The sequence below is a fragment of the Microbacterium sp. SLBN-111 genome, from assembly GCF_049739645.1.
Taxonomy (GTDB): domain Bacteria; phylum Actinomycetota; class Actinomycetes; order Actinomycetales; family Microbacteriaceae; genus Microbacterium.
In genome coordinates this window covers 3,183,923-3,201,745 of the sequence record NZ_JBMGQH010000001.1, presented here as the reverse complement: position 1 = coordinate 3,201,745, position 17,823 = coordinate 3,183,923, and the positions used below count along the sequence as shown (strand labels likewise).

Annotated in this window: 16 protein-coding genes and 1 tRNA gene; 8 read left to right on the top strand and 9 right to left on the bottom strand. The window is 67.7% G+C overall.

Annotation, left to right across the window (positions count from 1 at the left end):
- Positions 1–5: 5 nt before the first annotated feature.
- The 6 genes from RKD05_RS14900 (at position 6) to RKD05_RS14875 (ending at position 7,661) form a co-directional block, all read left to right on the top strand.
- On the top strand, positions 6–1,046 hold the full coding sequence (locus tag RKD05_RS14900) for an App1 family protein (RefSeq protein ID WP_424711081.1): 1,041 nt from the start codon (positions 6–8) through the stop codon (positions 1,044–1,046).
- 266 nt (positions 1,047–1,312) lie between these two features.
- The gene (locus tag RKD05_RS14895; RefSeq protein WP_424711079.1) at positions 1,313–2,023 is read left to right on the top strand and encodes an SOS response-associated peptidase; all 711 of its coding nucleotides are present in this window, start codon (positions 1,313–1,315) and stop codon (positions 2,021–2,023) included.
- Positions 2,020–2,925 (top strand): 3-methyladenine DNA glycosylase, encoded by a 906-nt coding sequence (locus RKD05_RS14890; RefSeq protein ID WP_424711078.1) that lies wholly within the window; start codon positions 2,020–2,022, stop codon positions 2,923–2,925. Before RKD05_RS14895 ends, RKD05_RS14890 begins: the two co-directional genes overlap by 4 nt.
- 42 nt (positions 2,926–2,967) lie before the next feature.
- Positions 2,968–3,040: transfer RNA gene (locus tag RKD05_RS14885), tRNA-Ala, on the top strand.
- 842 nt (positions 3,041–3,882) lie between these two features.
- A complete protein-coding gene (locus RKD05_RS14880; protein WP_424711076.1) occupies positions 3,883–5,844 on the top strand; it encodes a hypothetical protein in 1,962 nt (653 codons plus the stop codon).
- Positions 5,841–7,661, top strand: a complete 1,821-nt coding sequence (locus RKD05_RS14875) for a hypothetical protein (protein ID WP_424711075.1) — start codon at positions 5,841–5,843, stop codon at positions 7,659–7,661. The genes RKD05_RS14880 and RKD05_RS14875 overlap by 4 nt, the downstream gene beginning before the upstream one ends.
- Before the next feature lie 510 nt (positions 7,662–8,171).
- On the opposite strand, the gene RKD05_RS14870 is transcribed toward RKD05_RS14875, so the two are convergent.
- Positions 8,172–9,113, bottom strand: a complete 942-nt coding sequence (locus RKD05_RS14870) for a LysR family transcriptional regulator (protein ID WP_424711073.1) — start codon at positions 9,111–9,113, stop codon at positions 8,172–8,174.
- Between the two features lie 121 nt (positions 9,114–9,234).
- On the opposite strand from RKD05_RS14870, the gene RKD05_RS14865 reads away from it, so the two are divergent.
- Together RKD05_RS14865 and RKD05_RS14860 are read left to right on the top strand one after the other, a co-directional pair.
- Complete coding sequence (locus RKD05_RS14865) at positions 9,235–10,227, top strand: putative oxygenase MesX (RefSeq protein WP_424711071.1); 993 nt, start codon at positions 9,235–9,237, stop codon at positions 10,225–10,227.
- Between the two features lie 29 nt (positions 10,228–10,256).
- Positions 10,257–11,294: a methionine synthase gene (locus tag RKD05_RS14860; RefSeq protein WP_424711069.1), complete on the top strand. Its 1,038-nt coding sequence runs from the start codon at positions 10,257–10,259 to the stop codon at positions 11,292–11,294.
- Between the two features lie 50 nt (positions 11,295–11,344).
- On the opposite strand, the gene rsfS is transcribed toward RKD05_RS14860, so the two are convergent.
- The 8 genes from rsfS to rpmA all read right to left on the bottom strand — a co-directional run bounded on the left by rsfS (position 11,345) and on the right by rpmA (position 17,815).
- Entirely contained in the window at positions 11,345–11,722 is a 378-nt protein-coding gene (rsfS, locus tag RKD05_RS14855) for a ribosome silencing factor (RefSeq protein WP_063257675.1), read from the bottom strand.
- On the bottom strand, positions 11,719–12,921 hold the full coding sequence (locus tag RKD05_RS14850) for a hypothetical protein (protein ID WP_424711068.1): 1,203 nt from the start codon (positions 12,919–12,921) through the stop codon (positions 11,719–11,721). Before RKD05_RS14850 ends, rsfS begins: the two co-directional genes overlap by 4 nt.
- Positions 12,918–13,514, bottom strand: a complete 597-nt coding sequence (gene nadD, locus RKD05_RS14845; protein ID WP_022878523.1) for a nicotinate-nucleotide adenylyltransferase — start codon at positions 13,512–13,514, stop codon at positions 12,918–12,920. The genes RKD05_RS14850 and nadD overlap by 4 nt, the downstream gene beginning before the upstream one ends.
- Before the next feature lie 10 nt (positions 13,515–13,524).
- Positions 13,525–13,752 (bottom strand): hypothetical protein, encoded by a 228-nt coding sequence (locus RKD05_RS14840; protein WP_022878522.1) that lies wholly within the window; start codon positions 13,750–13,752, stop codon positions 13,525–13,527.
- 50 nt (positions 13,753–13,802) lie between these two features.
- The gene (locus RKD05_RS14835; RefSeq protein ID WP_424711066.1) at positions 13,803–15,062 is read right to left on the bottom strand and encodes a glutamate-5-semialdehyde dehydrogenase; all 1,260 of its coding nucleotides are present in this window, start codon (positions 15,060–15,062) and stop codon (positions 13,803–13,805) included.
- Entirely contained in the window at positions 15,062–15,904 is an 843-nt protein-coding gene (gene proB, locus RKD05_RS14830) for a glutamate 5-kinase (RefSeq protein ID WP_022879124.1), read from the bottom strand. Before proB ends, RKD05_RS14835 begins: the two co-directional genes overlap by 1 nt.
- On the bottom strand, positions 15,901–17,409 hold the full coding sequence (gene obgE, locus RKD05_RS14825; RefSeq protein ID WP_424711065.1) for a GTPase ObgE: 1,509 nt from the start codon (positions 17,407–17,409) through the stop codon (positions 15,901–15,903). The genes proB and obgE overlap by 4 nt, the downstream gene beginning before the upstream one ends.
- Before the next feature lie 145 nt (positions 17,410–17,554).
- On the bottom strand, positions 17,555–17,815 hold the full coding sequence (gene rpmA / locus RKD05_RS14820) for a 50S ribosomal protein L27 (protein ID WP_022878252.1): 261 nt from the start codon (positions 17,813–17,815) through the stop codon (positions 17,555–17,557).
- Positions 17,816–17,823: the final 8 nt, after the last annotated feature.

The window sequence follows — 17,823 nt, the reverse complement described above, 5'->3', positions numbered from 1 at the left end:
ACGGGATGCCTCGTTCTCCTCGTTCCCCTCGCGCCAAGGTGCTCTGGTTCGCACGCCTCGAGTACCGCTTCCACGCCTGGCGCGAACGGCGCGCGCGCGGACGCGGCCTCCGGCCCACGGTCACCGGGTTCCCCGGCTACGGGACCGAGGAGTGGGTGCGGGTCCTCGGCCGCGTCCTCATCACTCCCCCGGTGAAGCGCACGTCGAGCGGCGACTTCGCGAGCCTCCGCGGCTGGCGCAGCTTCGCGGCGGTTCCCGTCGGATTCGCGCGCGTCACGGTGACGATCCAGGGCGTCGACCACGACGTCGTCGCCGACCGCGGCGGGGTCATCGACGCGAAGCTCCCCGCGACGCTGCCGCCCGGCTGGCAGACCGTGACGACGACCGTGGAGGGCACCGAGCCCACCGAGACGCGCGTGTTCATCGTCGGCTCCGACGTGCGGTTCGGTGTCGTCAGCGACGTGGATGACACGGTCATGGTCACCGCGCTTCCGCGGCCGCTGCTCGCCGCGTGGAACTCGTTCGTCGTGGACGAGCACGCCCGCCAACCGGTGCCCGGCATGGCCGTGATGCTCGAACGCCTCTCGCGCGAGCACCCCGGGACGCCCGTCATTTACCTCTCGACCGGGGCGTGGAACGTCGCGCCCACCCTGACGCGGTTCATGCGGCGCCACCTCTTCCCCTCCGGCTCGTTCCTGCTGACCGACTGGGGGCCGACGCACGACCGGTGGTTCCGCAGCGGTCGCGCCCACAAGGAGGGCAACCTGCGGCGTCTCGCCGCGGAGTTCCCGAACGTGAAGTGGCTGCTCGTCGGCGACGACGGCCAGCACGACGACGCCATCTACACGCAGTTCGCCATCGAGCACCCCGACAGCGTCGCCGCCGTCGCGATCCGTCGCCTCCTCCCCGCCGAGGCCGTCCTGGCCGGTGGCCGCACGGTCGTCGACGACCACTCCGCCGCCGACGTGCCGTGGGTCACCGAGTCGGACGGCGCCGGGCTTCTCGAACGCCTCGAGGACGCCGGCGTCATCTCGCGCGACGCCTGACGTTGCGGGCGCGCTGCGGCGGTGGCTCGGCGACTGGCGCAATGTCAGTGGCATCCGGGGTTCTGTGGCTGAGGGTGTGCGGATCGGTGAGGTTGCGGACGCGGCCGCCGCTCCGAGCCCCGAGACTGCACGCTGCTGACAAACCCACTGCAGCCTGCAACCGAGTTGTCAGGCGCATGCAGTCTCGCGGTCCCGGCCACCCGCGCCGGCCGCAAGCCCGTCCGCGGCACAGCCCGGATGTCGGAAGCCCCGCGTACCCTCGAAGCATGTGCGGTCGATTCGTCGTGGCCAATGTGGCATCCGAGCTGGTGGGCGTGCTGCGCGTCGACGTCGAGACCGATGAGCTGCCTCCCCCGTCGTACAACATCGCGCCGACGGCCTCCGTGGCGATCGTGCTCGACTCGGTGAAGACCGAGCCGCCCGTGCGGCGCCTCGAGGTCGCGCGGTGGGGCCTGGTCCCGGGCTGGGCGAAAGACGTCAAGATCGGCGCGCGGGCGTTCAACGCGCGGTCGGAGGAGATCGAAGACAAGCCGATGTTCCGCAACGCCCTGATCAAGCGTCGCGCGGTCATCCCCGCGTCGGGCTACTACGAGTGGAAGACCACCGACGCGGGCAAGACGCCGCACTACATCCACCCCGCCGACGGCTCGCCGCTGTTCTTCGCCGGGCTTTACGAGTGGTGGAAGGACCCGGCGAAGGCCGAGGACGACCCCGCACGCTGGGTGCTCAGCTGCACGATCCTCACGCGCGACGCGATCGGGCGCCTCGGATCCATCCATGACCGGATGCCGCTGTTCATGGACCCCGACTTCGCCGACGCCTGGCTCGACCCGACGACCGAGAACGTCGGCGACATCCTGGATGCCGCGATCGACGCCGCCCCCGACGTCGCCGAGGCGCTCGGCGACCACGTCGTGTCGTCGGCCGTGGGAAACGTGCGCAACGACAGCCCCGACCTCATTGAGGCGGTCGAATGACGACGCTCCTCGATACGGCGGTTCTTCCGCGCGCTCAGTGGACCGAGCGCGCCGAGGCCCACGCCGAGCGCGCCGACGCGCTCACGGCCGCGCATCGCGCCCGCGCCGCCCGGGGCCAGAAGCATCCGGTCGAAGACTTCCTCTTCACGTACTACTCCTACAAGCCGGCGATCCTGCGCCGGTGGCATCCCGGTCCGGGCGTCGTCCTCGCCGACGCCGCCGAGCGCGCCGCCTGGCGCTGGTACCGCCCCGCCGCAGGGGGCGTGGAGGTGGATGCCGAGGCCTTCCGCCGCGACCGCGGCTCGCTGTACCGCGGCGTGGTGAACCTTCTGCGGGTCACCGCTGCCCGTCCGGCGCAGTTCGGCTGCTTCGGGCTGCACGAGTGGGCCATGGCCTACCGCACCGAGGAGGTGCGGCACGCCGTGCCGCTGCGTCTCGGCTCCGACGGGACGGACGCCGTCGTCGAGTCGCACGACCTCAAGTGCACGCACTTCGACGCCTTCCGGTTCTTCACGCCCGACGCGGTTCCGCGCAACCGCACCGCGCTGTCGCGCGATCTCCAGATCGACGTCGAACAGCCGGGGTGCCTGCACGCGGGCATGGACGTGTACAAGTGGGCCGTGAAGCTCGGGCCGCTCGTGCCCGGCGACATCCTGCTCGACGCGTTCGAGCTCGCGCGCGACATCCGCATGCTCGACATGGAGGCGTCGCCGTACGACCTCACTGAGTGGGGCTACTCCCCCGTCCCGATCGAGACGCCCGACGGTAAAGCGCGATACGTCGCCCGCCAGCGCGCCCTGAGCGAGCGTTCCCAGGCGCTGCGCACGGCTCTCGTCGCGGCGGTCACCGCGGGCGACGACACGCCCGGTGGGGCCGATTTCTTGCGTCCCGAATCCGTGTAGTAAGCTCATGGAGTTGCCTCGAAAGGGGCGAGAACAGAAAACGGGCCTGTGGCGCAGCTGGTAGCGCACCTGCATGGCATGCAGGGGGTCAGGGGTTCGAGTCCCCTCAGGTCCACCGAAACAGATGCCCCGCGAGAATTCGCGGGGCATCTTGCATTTAGCCGAGCAGCTCGACGTCGAACTCCCGTACCACGGCCCGCACCTCGTCGAGGTAGCGCTGTGCCTGTCGCAGCACCCGGTTCCCAATCTGCCTGCGCAGGAGCGAGTCGGGCGGTGACTACTCGCCTTCACGGGACTAGTGCGAACGTGCTTGGCGTGTCCCTCGGTGCGGGTTAGGAGTGCGCCGCGATCGCGCCGCGATCGGCGGCGGTTTCGGGTTGGATCTTGACCCTCGTTGCGTCGGCGCCCTACAGCACCTCGGCATCGGACTTAAGCTGCTCGATCCATGCCTTGAGCGACAGGCGCGTCTCTCCTGTCAGGGACAGGGCATTAAGGTCCGCCAGGGCCTCAAACTGAGCGCGTGCCGCCTCGGGCACGCGAACCAAGAGCGACCGGGTGGCTCCGCCGAGGTCGTAGCCCGCCCCCGAAATTGAGACGAGATCACTCCTGGCGACCGACCTCGTCACTCACGGGCAACTGGCCCTTGGAGTCGCAGCGCCGCGATGAAGCCGCAGTCGGGGCGATGCTCGACGGCGCACCCCATCACGTGTCGGTCCCTTAGCCGGGACGATCTACCTACGGGGAAGCTGGAGGGTCTTCGCTCTCCGAGTCTTCGCTAGGGCAGGGGTTGATAGCTCCGCAGTTCTCGAAGCACGAGGCGGCTGTCATACTACGGGCGGCACGCACTGTCGCGAGGGTGTCGGGAACGTCATCTCAAACGAGCTGCCAGAGTATCGCCAGAACGCCTCAGGGAGCCGAAACGGTAGCCCTGGTCCGAGGAGCACGCAGGAGGTGCGAATGAACTACCGTCTGCCGTATCTCGCGGGCCTACAGGACATCATCGAATGGGCCGATCGAGTCGTCAGTCGAAGCGACCTTCCGAATTTAGCGCGGCAGCTGATCTGGCAAACGAACGACCGCATCATCAAGCTCGATATGGGTGGTGACGAAGAAGTCAACTTCGGCGGGTATGACGGCAGAGTGCTCGCCGGGCGAGGGACCCCGTTTGTCCCGGAAGGCGCAAGCGTCTGGGAGTTCAGTACCTCGACCGATATCCGGGGCCGGGCGCAGGAAAACTACAAGAAGAGAACCGGCAACACGCTCGGCGTCGTGCCTTCCGAGACCACTTTCGTCTTCGTCACTCCCCGGCGTTGGACTGATGCAGAGAAGTGGGCTGCCGAGAAGAGGATCGAGGGCGTCTGGAAGGACGTTGTCGCGTTTGATGCCGCCGACATCTATGGAGCGCTGGAGAATGCGCCGGCTGCGCATATTAAGTTTTCGGAGGCGATAGGCAAGCCAGCGAACAGCGTGGGCGGGCTTGAGGAGTGGTGGAACCGCTACCGCGCGTCTACTGGGGGCCTGCTCACTCCGGAGCTTGTGCTGGCGGGTCGCGCAGACGAGGCGGCCGCCCTCCTGCGTACGCTGCGTGACCGCGAGACGGGTCACACCTGGATTTCCGCGACGAGCATCGACGACGTTCTCGCATTCGTAGCTTCAACACTGTTAGCAGCCGATCCGGACATTGGATCGGACTTTCTTGACCGTTCACTTGTAGTCTACGAGCCCGGAACGCTGCGCTTCCTCGACGCTGCCTCAAACCTGTTGATTCTGCTCCCGTTTGAGCAGTCATTGGTCAGAGAGGCCGATCTCGTCACGTCGCACCACGTCATCCTCCACGCTCCTCTCGGTGCGATCGCGCAGGTCTCGCTTCCTAAGATCCCGGTTGCGAGCGCGGAGGCCATCCTAAGCGGCCTGGGAGTGACATCCGAGTCCGTTCATGACCTCGCACTGGCGGCCTACAGGAGCATTCCCCTATTCCGAAGCCGGTTGGCGCAGAGCCCTACCGCGGATGGTCAAGCGCTGGCTGCAAACCTTGCGTCCTCCGCGATCGCGCGTCGTTCTTGGCTGCTGGGCGCATGGAACTCATCGCGCACGGGAGATGCAGAGGTCTTCAGCCTCATGGTTGGGGAGAGTGACGCGCCTTACGTCGTCCTTCGCCAGTTGAGCGAAGCGGCAGATCCCATCTTCACCGTTGTTGGGTCAACTTGGAAGGTCATTTCACCCGACACTCATTTCGGGGCCGTGGCGGGAAATCTAACTAGCGATGACCTGGCTGCTCTTGAAGCTGCAGTGCAGACTGTGCTCGGGGCCGTAGACCCCACACTTCAAGTCGACGCGGCAGAGCGGTGGAGGGCAGATCTTCTTGGGCCCGCCCGGGTCCATTCCAGTGATATCCGTACCGGCATCGCGACCACACTTGCGGCATTCGGCGGCTTGGGTGATGGCCATCGTGCTGGCTCCGGTCCAACGCTTCGTGGCTGGGCCGAGCTAGCTGTTCGTGCACTATTGGAGCGCGCGAATGAGGACGAGACGGGTCAGCTGTGGCTATCGCTCACCGATGTTCTGCCGCTGCTGGCTGAGGCTGCGCCGTACGTCTTCCTCGACGCACTGGAATGTGCGATCGCCGATGAAGGGCCTTTGAAGCCTCACCTGTTCTCCGATGCGATTGATGATTGGTCTGCGTCAAGCCCTCACGTCCACGTCTTGTGGGCGCTCGAAACGCTCGGTTGGTCAGCCGACCATCTCGCGACTGTCACTGAGACGTTGGCGCGGCTGGCAGAGCTGGATCCAGGCGGCAAACTATCCAATCGTCCCGCAAACGTGCTAACGAATACTTTCCGGCCATGGACGCCCCAAACGAGCGCCACCACGGAAGACCAAATTGAAGTAATTAGGGCTGTCGTGGAGAAGCATCCATGATCGGGTGGCACTTCCTCCTTTCGCTGCTTCCTGAGCGCCACGCGGTTGGGCATTTTAATGCCACTCCGGCCTTTCGACAGTGGGCACCGCCTCGAACGAATCGGATCGACGAAGAGCACTATTGGAAGGTCACGCGCGCCGTCTACGAACTCTGCCTCGAACGAGTGGGTGCCGAACCTTCCCTCTGGCCCGGCTTGATCGAGCACCTTGACAATCTTCCCGACAGCTACCGCGAGGAGGCTTATGCGCGTCTCGTAACGGATCGAGATCGCCTCACCGAAGAGGAGCAATTCTTGGCGTGGGAGGCTCTTGATGCCCTTGCTCGTAGGCACCGCGAGTATGCCGACGCGAGGTGGGCTTTGCCGGTCGAGAGCAGAATAGAGCTTGAGTCGGTCGCTGGAAGCCTTCGGCCGGAACGCGCTTCATTGAGCGAGCGCTGGCTGTTCGACGACTCGATGCCGGATCTCGGAATCAAGAAGGCGTCGGACAGCGATAACTACGAACAGGAACTTGCGCGGCTGCGAGGTGACGCTGTCGTTGCCATTTGGGAAGAGGGCGGGCTGGACCTCCTCATCGACGTCGCGCACCGAGTGAGTACTCCTTGGTCACTCGGCTATGCGTCGGGCGTCGCCTTGGACCTTCCCCTGGAGGTGATCGCCGAGCTTCTGGACGCTGACTCCGAGACGAGCTCAGAGTTCGCCACCGCGGCGTTGCGGGCAACGGCGAAGGGAGACCTCGGCAGGCTCGGGCCGCTGGTCGAACGGTTCGGAGGACGCCCCGACGTCCAGGCGCGACTTCTTCTTATGGCGGAAGACCTCCCCGGGGCTTGGGCGATAGCCGAATCTACGGGAGCCGACGTTGACGCGAAGTACTGGGCGGGTTTCTATCCCTTCGGACGAGGGGCAAACTTTTCGCTTGTCAACGAGACCGCGCGAAAGCTAGTTGACCATCGTCGATGGGCAACAGCACTCGACCTGATGAGTCATTTCATTACAAACGGGAACTTGGACGAGGACCTAATCATCGAGGCGTTTACGTCGATGCTTCACGAGGGTGACCCCGAGCTGCGGGTTCTTTCCGAATATGAGATCACCAATCTCATGAGCTACCTGCGCGAGTCGAATCGCGTTGACGGCGGTACCCTCGCGCGGTTGGAGTGGCAGCTTCTCCCGGCTCTCGACTCGCAGCCTGACTCTTCAACGCTCCAGCGAACATTGAGCGAGTCCCCGGAGTTCTTTGTGGAGGTCATCTCGTTGCTGTACCGACGCAGGAGCGAGAGGGGCGAGAATAGCGAACGTACGACTACCGAGGTTGAAAGGAACCTGGCCAGCAATGCGTGGCGTCTGCTCCACGAATGGGGACGCGTTCCTGGGACGGTCGACGAAACTCACACGATCGACTTCGACGCCCTGGTCGCCTGGGCGGCTAAAGCACGCGAGCTGCTCAAGGAGGCAGATCGTCTAGAGGTCGGTGAATCGCAGATCGGTCAGGTATTGGCATTTGCTCCGGCTGACGAGGATGGCACGTGGCCGGCGCGGGCTGTTCGTGACTTCCTCGAGGCTCACGGCTCGAAGAAAGTGCTCAGCGGATTTAGCATGGGCACGTATAACAAGCGTGGCGTGACGTCGCGTGGGGTGACGGAGGGCGGTGCGCAGGAGTACGCGTTGGCCGACCGATACACCAAGTGGGCGGATGCAACGAAGATCAGGTGGCCAAAGACGTCGCGAGTTCTTCGGGACCTTGCGGATGAATATCGTAGCGAGGGCCGGCGAAATGACGAGCAGGCGCAACGAGCCCAGGAGGGCTTCGGCTTATAGCTCCGCGAATCAGGCTGGTGATCGGGTGGTCACGCCATCGGCCGATGTGCCGCTTCATTTGATGCGTCCCCGACTTCGGGTGGGTACGTCCGGCCGGCGCATTTGGGCCAGAACGGCGTTAGGCGAGGCAACGGCCTCCCGTCCTACGGTAGCGCGCAGGAGCCAGGCTGGTGGAGCTACGCGGCGGGTGCGAAATCGACGTAGGAGGTCCGCCAGTCGCGGCCCTCAACACGTTGACGATCCAATACTCGCCGGATGGGCCCTTGGCGGCAGCCAAAGTGGGCCGCGAGTCCGTGGGCGCTTCGGTCAGCGCGAAAGCGAATCGCGACCAGCTTGTCGTCCGCTTTCGGACGCCTCCTCTGGTGTTGGCGCTCGCTAGCTGTGCTGGCGTGTGGGCTTGAGGCTTGTTACTTCGCCGGTTTGGCAGATGCGCGCGACGAGTTCTTCGCAGCACCTCCCCTCAGGTCCACCGAAACAGATGCCCCGCGAAGATTCGCGGGGCATCTTGCGTCACCCCAGCAGCTCCACGTCGAACTCCCGCACCACGGCCCGCACCTCGTCGAGGTACCGCTGCGCCTGTTCCGTGAGCGGGATCGCGGCGTGGGCGATCCACCCGATCTCGATGCGCTCGTCCACGTCGAGGGGCACAGCGACGATCTCGGGGTCGAGGTCGTCGCTGATGATGCCGGTAGAGATCGTGTAGCCGCCGAGGCCGATCATGAGGTTGAAGATCGTCGCGCGGTCGGACACCCGGATCTCCTGCGTGCTCGACCGCGTCGAGAGGATCTCCTCGGCGAAGTAGAACGAGTTGTTCGTGCCCTGGTCGAACGTCAGACGCGGCAGCCCCTCGAGGTCCGCGAGGGTCACGCTCTTCCGGCCCGCGAGCGGGTTCTTCCGCGAGACGAAGATGTGCGGGTCGGCAAGGAACAGCGGGTGGAAGGACAGCCCCGAGTCGCGCAACAGCTTGTCGATGACATCCCGGTTGAAGTCGTTCCGGTACAGGATGCCGAGCTCGCTGCGCAGCGTCCGGACGTCCTCGATGATGTCCCACGTGCGCGTCTCCCGCAGCGAGAACTCGTACTGCTCCGCTCCGCTGGCCTTGACCATCCGCACGAACGCGTCGACGGCGAACGAGTAGTGCTGGGCCGACACCCCGAGGAGCCGGCGCGACGGTGGCCCGCCGAGGTACCGCTGCTCGAGGAGAGCGACCTGCTCGACCACCTGACGCGCATACCCGAGGAACTCCACGCCGTCCGAGGTCAGCGTGATGCCGCGCGCGGACCGGACCAGCAGCGACCGGCCGACGCGCGCCTCGAGGTCTTTCATCGACGCCGACATCGTCGGCTGCGACACGTAGAGCAGGTCGGCCGCCGCGGAGATGGACCCCTCGGCTGCGACCTCGATGAAGGACTGGAGTTGCTGCAGCGTCACGCCGCTCGATCGACGAGCCATAGGCAAAGACTATAGGAGCGAATAGTCGGGACGGATTACCCGATGGATGCCACGGGCGAGGACCATGGGATCACCGATGACCGCGCGGCGGTCTCCCGACGCGCGAGAGGAGTTCTCGGACATGTCCACCGACTTCACGTTCCAGATCTCGACCACCCGATTCGACGAGAACTACTCCCCCTCCGAGAGCTCGCGCGCCACGACGAACTTCGCCAACCTCGCCCGCGGTGACGACCGGCAGGAGAACCTCCGTAACGCCCTCACGATGATCGACCGACGGTTCAACGACCTCGCCCGCTGGGACAACCCGGAGGGCGACCGGTACACCCTCGAGATCGACATCGTGTCCGTCGACCTGGAGTTCGCGGCATCCGGAGATGACCAGCGCTTCCCGCTCCTCGAGGTGCTCGACCTCGTCGTGGTCGACCGCAAGACCGACGCGCGTCACCACGGGATCGTCGGCAACAACTTCTCCTCCTACCTCCGCGACTTCGACTTCAGCGTGCTGCTGCCCGCCGCCAGCGCGGCCGCCGGCGGCTTCACGGTGCCCGACGACTTCGGCGCTCTCCACGGGAAGCTGTTCCAGCACTTCCTCGAGTCGACCGAATACCGCGAGCGTTTCGACGTCTCGCCGGTCATCTGCATCAGCGTCTCGACGAGCAAGACGTATCAGCGCACCGACAACCGGCATCCGGTCCTCGGAGTCGAGTACGTGCAGGACGACTACTCGCTCACCGACGAGTACTTCGGGAAGATGGGCCTCCAGGTCCGCTACTTCCTGCCTGAGGGCAGCTCGGCGCCGCTCGCGTTCTACTTCCGCGGCGACCTGCTGAACGACTACACGAACCTGCAGCTGATCGGCACGATCAGCACGATGGAGACGTTCCAGAAGATCTACCGGCCCGAGATCTACAACGCCAACTCCGCGGCCGCCCACGTGTTCCGCCCGACCCTGGAGAGCCAGGACTTCTCACGCACCCGCGTCGACTACGACCGCGAGGAGCGCTCGCGTCTGGCCCTCACCCAGGGGAAGTACGCCGAGGAGCACTTTGTGAAGCCCCATGGCGACCTGCTCGCCCGCTGGGCCGGCCTCTCCCCCGCCCTCGTCCACTGACGCGTCCTGATCGACCGGAGACCGCACGCATGAATGCCCTGATCCCCACCGCCGCCGTTGGGAGCCTCCCGAAGCCCTCGTGGCTCGCCGAGCCCGAGAAGCTCTGGTCGCCCTGGGCGCTCGAGGGCGACGCTCTCGTCGAGGGCAAGCAGGACGCCCTCCGCGCCGCCGTGCACGAGCAGCGGCAGCGGGGCCTCGACATCATCAGCGACGGCGAGCAGACCCGCCAGCACTTCGTCACGACGTTCATCGAGCACCTCAGCGGCGTCGACTTCGAGAACCGCGAGACGGTCCGCATCCGCAACCGTTACGACGCGAGCGTCCCGACGGTCGTCGGTCCGGTCGGGCGTGAGAAGCCGGTCTTCGTCCAGGATGCCGCTTTCCTCCGCCAGCAGACCGATCAGCCGATCAAGTGGGCGCTGCCGGGCCCGATGACGATGATCGACACGCTGGCCGACCGCTACTACGGGAGCCGCGAGAAGCTCGCGTGGGAGTTCGCCGGCATCCTGAACCAGGAGGCGAAAGAGCTCGAGGCGGCGGGCGTCGACATCATCCAGTTCGACGAACCGGCGTTCAACGTGTTCTTCGACGACGTGCGCGACTGGGGCATCGCGACGCTCGAGCGGGCCATCGACGGGCTCCGCGCCGAGACCGTCGTGCACATCTGCTACGGCTACGGCATCAAGGCGAACACGGACTGGAAGGCGACGCTCGGCCCCGAGTGGCGCCAGTACGAGCACTCGTTCCCGCTGCTGCAGGGGTCGAGCATCGACACGGTGTCGCTGGAGTCGCACAACTCCCGTATTCCGCTCGACGTCATCGAGCTCCTCCGCGGCAAGAGGATCATGCTCGGTGCCATCGACGTCGCGTCGCACGAGATCGAGCGCCCCGAGGAGGTCGCCGACACGCTGCGCCGGGCACTGGAGTTCGTGGATGCCGACAAGCTCATCGCCAGCACCAACTGCGGCATGGCCCCCCTGCCGCGCGATGTCGCTCTCGCGAAGCTCAGCGCGCTGAGCGCAGGTGCGGCCATCCTGCGCGACGAGCTCGCCCCCGCGCTGGTCTGAAACGCCGAAGCGCCGCTCCTCACGGGGAGCGGCGCTTCGTTGGTCGAGCGTCAGTCGGCGGACGCCGGAGCCGGGAGCTCGAGCGGCACGACCGGGCAGTCCTTCCACAGGCGTTCGAGGCCGTAGTAGACGCGCTCCTGCTCGTGGAACACGTGCACGACCAGGTCGCCGAAGTCGAGGAGCACCCAGCGCGATTCCTGGCGACCCTCTCGGCGGAGCCGCTTGTGGCCGGCTTCGAGGAGCTTCTCCTCGACCTCGTCGGCGATCGCCGCGACGTTGCGCTCGTTACGACCGGTGACGAGCAGGAAGATGTCGACGAGCGGGAGCGGCTCGGAGACGTCGAGGGCGACGAGGTCTTCGCCCGCTTTCGAGTCGGCGGCGATCGCGGCGATGCGCGCCATCTCGATGCCGTTGGGGCTGGCTGTCATCCGAAGACTCCTGTCGTGAAGGCGAGAACCAGCGCGACGGCGACCGCCACGGCGAGGGCGCCGGTGGTGATGATGAGACCGATGACGAGCTTGCTGCCCTTCTCCGGCGCCGGGGGGCGGATGATCTCACCGGGTTGCTTGACGGTGCTGATGGCGGCGCTGGCCGCGATGGGGGTGGGCGACGACGCGGGCGGCAGCTCACCGTCGAGGAGGACGGCATCCACGTCACGACCGTCGGTGGTTCCGGGGACGTGACCGGACGAACCGAGTCCCTCGGGCAGTTCGAACGTGCCCGTGACGATGATCTCGCCCGTGGCCGTGACCGGGCCCACCAGCGGCACGCCCGTGGGCGTCTGTGAGAGGATCAGGGCGTTCGGCATCGACACCGAGCCGGTCGCCACGGTGCTGCGCTCGATGAGCTGGTCGAACGACGGCGGCAGCGAGATGTCGGGCGCGTCGCCGGCGAGCAGGTGCGAACCGAGCGCGGGGTTCACCGTCGAGACCGAGGCTTCCTCCGCGCTCTGCGCCTCCTCTGGAGCAGCCGGGCGGAAGATCGCCTCGAGTCCGGCGGTCTTGGGCGCGTCCGTGGTTTCGGCGGAATCCGTGGATGCCGACTCCTCGGCCGGAGCGTCAGTCGCCGTGTCCGCAACCGCCGCGGGTGCCTCCTCGTGCGACACCGGGGCGTCGGGCTGGAGATCGGGCGTGATGACCGGGACGCTCGCTGTGCGGATGCGCTCCTGAGCGCGGACCTGGCGACGGGTGAGGCCCGTCACGCCGAGATCGCTGCTCGAGGGAGGGGCGAACGTCGCGGGGACGAGTGGTTCCACCGGCGCCGGCGCAGCGGCCGGTTCCTCCGCGGCAGGCTCCTCCTCGGCCTTCTCGGCCTTGCCGCGGCCGAAGAGTCCGCCGAGCATGCCGCCCTTCTTGGCGGGGACCTCCGGCGCGGGCTCCTCTTCGACGACGGGTTCGACGGGAGCGGAAGCCGCGGGCTCGGCCTCGGCGGGAGTTGTGGCATCCGGAGTCGGCTCAGCGACCGCGGGCTCAGCGACCGCCGGCTCGGCGACCGCCGGCTCGGCGACGCGCGCCTCGGCAGGGGCGTCGGAAGGCAGGCCGACGATCGGCGTGGCGCCGGTGTTGCGGAGTTCGCGCAGCTGACGCCGCGTCAGCGGCGGGGTCTCGGGATTCTCGGAAGTGCTCATGCGGGGCTCCGGTAGAGGTGATGCTTCGCGATGTACTGCACGACGCCGTCGGGCACGAGGTACCACACGGGGTGGCCTCGGCGCACGCGGGCGCGGCAGTCGGTGGACGAGATGGACAGCGCCGGGATCTCGAGCTGGCTGACGTCCTCGGTGGGCAGGCCCTCCGTCGTCAGCACGTGGCCCGGGCGGGACACCGCCACGAAGTGCGCGAGGTCCCACAGCTCCTGATGGTTGCGCCATCCGAGGATCTGCGCAACGGCGTCGGCGCCGGTGATGAAGAACAGGTCGGCACCCGGCCGTTCACGCTTGAGATCGCGGAGCGTGTCGATCGTGTAGGTCGGACCCGCCCGATCGATGTCGACGCGGCTCACAGTGAATTGCGGATTGGATGCCGTCGCGATGACGGTCATCAGATAGCGGTGTTCGCTCTCGGTGACGTCGGCTTTCTGCCACGGGCGACCCGTGGGGACGAAGATGACCTCGTCGAGATCGAACGATTGCGCGACCTCGCTGGCCGCGACCAGGTGACCGTGATGGATGGGATCGAACGTCCCACCCATGACCCCGATGCGAGGGGCGCGTGTCACCGACATACAGTGGGCCTCAGTGGCCGTGCGCCTCGGGGGTGGGCGTCCCGTGCTTCTTCGTGTACGCCTCGGCCTTGTGGGCGTGACGGTTCGAGACGTTGCGGTACGACAGGGTCACCAGGCTCAGCGAGACGAACACGATGAAAGCGACCGCGCCGTACCAGAAGGTCTGAGCCTGCACGTTGCCGCCCTCGTGGTGGGCGCCCTCAGCAGCGGCGTAAGCGATCAGCGAGGCGAAAGTCATCAGTGCTCCGTTCGAAGTTTCTGCGCGGCGCGCAGGGTCATTTTATGCGGTCAGGCCCGAACCTGGCCGTCGCCGCGCCCCAGCCACTTGGTGCTGGTGAGTTCGGCGAGGCCCATGGGGCCGCGCGCGTGCAGCTTCTGGGTCGAGATCCCCACCTCGGCGCCGAAGCCGAACTCGCTGCCGTCCGTGAAGCGGGTCGACGCGTTGACCAGGACGACGGCCGAATCGACCTCCGCCAGGAAGCGCGACGCGGATGCCTCGTCGTCGGTGATGATCGACTCGGTGTGATGCGTCGAGTAGCGGCGGATGTGCTCGAGTGCGGTGTCCAGATCGTCGACGACGCGCACCGCGAGGTCGAGGCTCAGGTACTCGGTGGCCCAGTCCTCCTCGGTCGCGGCGACGACGCGGGGGTCGTAGCCCGCGGCGGTCTCGTCGCCGTGGACGCGGACGCCCGCCTCGGCGAGCGAACCCAGGAGGTCGGGCAGCAGGCGGTCGGCGGCATCCCGATGCACGAGAACCGTCTCGACCGCGTTGCACACGCTCGGACGCTGCGTCTTCGCGTTGAGGACGATGTCACGGGCCCAGTCGGCGTTGGCCGTGGCATCCAGGTACACGTGCACGACACCGGCGCCCGTCTCGATGACGGGCACCGTGGACTCGGTCACGACAGTTTCGATGAGACCGGCGCTCCCCCGCGGCACCAGGACGTCGACCAGACCGCGGGCGTTCATGAGCGCCCGCGCGCCGTCACGGCCGAAGTCGTCGACGGTCTGGATCGCTTCGGGAGTGAGTCCCTGCGCCTCGAGGGCGTCGCGCATGACGCGGACGAGGGCGGCGTTCGTGCTCTGCGCGGCCGATCCGCCGCGCAGCACCACGGCGTTGCCGGAGCGCAGCGCGAGGGCGGCGATATCGACCGTGACGTTCGGGCGCGCTTCGTAGATCGAGCCGACGACGCCGAAGGGTACCGCGACCTTCTCGAGCTGCAGGCCGTTGGGCAGCGTGCGCTGGTCGAGCACGCGCCCCACCGGGTCGGGCAGCTCGGCGACGTCGCGCACCGCCGCGGCCAGGGCCGCCACGCGGGTGGCATCCAGCCGGAGACGATCGAGCAGCGCGTCGCCGATGTCGGACTCGCGCCCGCGGGCCAGATCGTCGGCATTGGCCGCGACGATCTCGTCGGACGCGGCGTCGATGGCGTCGGCGATCGCGCGCAGCATCGCGGTCTTGGCCGCGGAGTCCAGGAGCCCGACCTCGCGCGCGGCATCCTTCGCGAGGCGCAGCCGGTCGTCGACCGAAACGGCGGTGAGCGTCATCACGCCAGTCTATCGCCGCTGGACACCGCGCCCACGGGTCCCGTCATGAGGGTGACGGGGTCGGGATGCGGGGCGAACCACGTGCCGACGGACGCGCCCGCGAGGGCCTCCGCGACGAGGTCCGCGCTCGTGACGAGCACGCCGACACCCGCCGCCGAGGCGAGCTTCGCGGCAGACGCCTTGGTCGCGGCTCCCCCGGTCCCCACACCGTTCACGGTGACGGACCCGAACGTGTACTCGGAGAGGTCGTCGCCCCACTCGACGTCGATGATCGGACGTGCGCCCGGCTCGCTCGGCGGCGCCGTGTAGAGGCACTCGATGTCGCTCAGGAGCACGAGCGCGTCGGCGCCGATGAGCTGCGCGACGAGCGCCGCGAGACGGTCGTTGTCGCCGAAGCGGATCTCGTGGGTGGCGACCGTGTCGTTCTCGTTGACGATGGGCAGGATGCCAAGACCGAGCAGCCGCTCCATCGCCCGGCGCGCGTTGGAGCGGTGCGTGGCGTTCTCGAGGTCGCCCGCCGTCAGCAGCACCTGCCCTGCGAGCAGACCGAACCGGTCGAGGGAGGTCTGGTAGCGCCACATGAGGACGTTCTGACCGACCGCCGCAGCGGCCTGCTGCGTCGCGAGGTCGTTGGGTCGGCCCTGCAAGTCGAGCAGGGGCAGCGCGGTCGCGATCGCGCCCGACGACACCAGGACGACCTCGACGCCGGCCTCGCGCGACCGGGCGAGTGCGTCGACGATGAGGTCGATCCGGAACGCGCCGTCGCCGCTGATCGACGACGACCCGACCTTCACGACGATCCGAGAGGCGCGGGGCAGGTCTTCCCGGACGCGAGCGGTCATCGTTCGTCCTCGTCGTCGTACGCGCGCTCGGCGAGGCGCTCGGCCTCGAGCTCGGCGCGGGCCTCGGCCTTGGCATCCATCCGCTCGTGATACCGCTCGCGGCGTTCGTTGCTCGTGCGGCGCGTGCTCTGCAGCAGGCGGGGGTCGGTGCCGCGCGGAGCGGTCATCAGCTCGGCCGCGGAGGACAGCGTCGGCTCCCAGTCGAAGACGATGCCGTCGCCGGGGCCGATGACGACCGTCGCACCCGCGACGGCGCCGGCGCGGTACAGCTCGTCCTCGACGCCCAGACGCGCGAGACGATCGGCGAGGTAGCCCACCGCCTCCTCGTTCTGGAAGTCGGTCTGCTGCACCCACTTGACCGGCTTGTCGCCCAGGATCCGGTAGACGGGGCCGTACGTTCCGCCCTCGACCTTGATCGTGAAGTCCTTCTCGGACCCCTGCGGGCGGATGACGATGCGCTCGGCGGGGCTGTCGTCGATGGTCGCGACACGGTGCTGCTCGACGATCTCGCCCAGCGCGAACGTGAGCTCGCGGAGACCCGCGCGGCTGACGGTGGAGATTTCGAACACGCGGAATCCGCGCGCCTCGAGGTCGGGGCGCACGAGATCCGCGAGATCGCGCGCCTCAGGGACGTCGACCTTGTTCAGCGCGACGATCTGCGGGCGCTCGAGCAGCGGGAGCTGGCCGTCCGGAACGGGGTAGGCCGCCAGCTCCGCGAGGATGACGTCGAGGTCGCTGAGCGGATCGCGGCCGGGGTCGAGCGTCGCGCAGTCGAGCACGTGCACCAGCGCGGTGCAGCGCTCGACGTGCCGGAGGAACTCCAGGCCGAGGCCGCGACCCTCGCTCGCGCCCTCGATGAGGCCGGGGACGTCGGCGACCGTGAAGCGCACGTCGCCCGCCTGCACGACGCCGAGGTTCGGGTGGAGCGTCGTGAACGGGTAGTCGGCGATCTTCGGACGCGCGGCGGACACCGCGGCGATGAGGCTCGACTTGCCCGCGGACGGGAAGCCCACGAGAGCGACGTCGGCGACGGTCTTCAGCTCGAGGACGACATCGCCCTCCCAGCCGGGCGTTCCGAGCAGCGCGAAACCGGGCGCCTTGCGTTTCGGCGAGGCCAGCGCGGCGTTGCCGAGGCCGCCGAGGCCTCCCGGGGCGACCACGAAGCGCAAGCCCGGGGTGAGCATGTCGACGAGCACCGTGCCGTCGGGGTCCTTCACGACGGTGCCGAGCGGAACGGGCAGCTCGGTGATCTCTCCCGCGGCGCCGGAACGGTTATCGCCCATGCCGAAGCCGCCGTTGCCTGCCGAGCGGTGCGGCGAGTGGTGGTACGACAGCAGCGTGGTCACCTGGGGGTCGGCGACGAGCACGACGTCGCCGCCGTGTCCGCCGTTGCCGCCGTCGGGGCCGGCCAGCGGCTTGAACTTCTCACGGCGCACCGATACGCAGCCGTTGCCGCCCTTCCCCGCACGCAGATGCAGGGTGACGCGGTCGACGAAGGTGACCATGAGAATCCTTTCGACGGATGCCGGTGGGTGAGGGGCGTGGCCGGTGCGGGCCCGCGGGGCGCGGGGTGTGCCGGTCGTGCCCGGGAAAGACGACGAGGGGGCGGGCGCAGTGCCCACCCCCTCGGGAACGCCGTGTGCTGCGGGATTACTCCGCGGCGGCAGCGACGATGTTGACGACCTTGCGGCCGCCCTTCTGACCGAACTCGACGGAGCCGGCGGCGAGGGCGAACAGCGTGTCGTCGCCACCGCGGCCGACGTTGGCGCCGGGGTGGAAGTGCGTGCCGCGCTGGCGGACGAGGATCTCGCCGGCGTTGACGGCCTGGCCGCCGAAGCGCTTCACGCCGAGGCGCTGTGCGTTGGAGTCACGACCGTTGCGGGTGGAGCTTGCGCCCTTTTTGTGTGCCATCTCTGCGT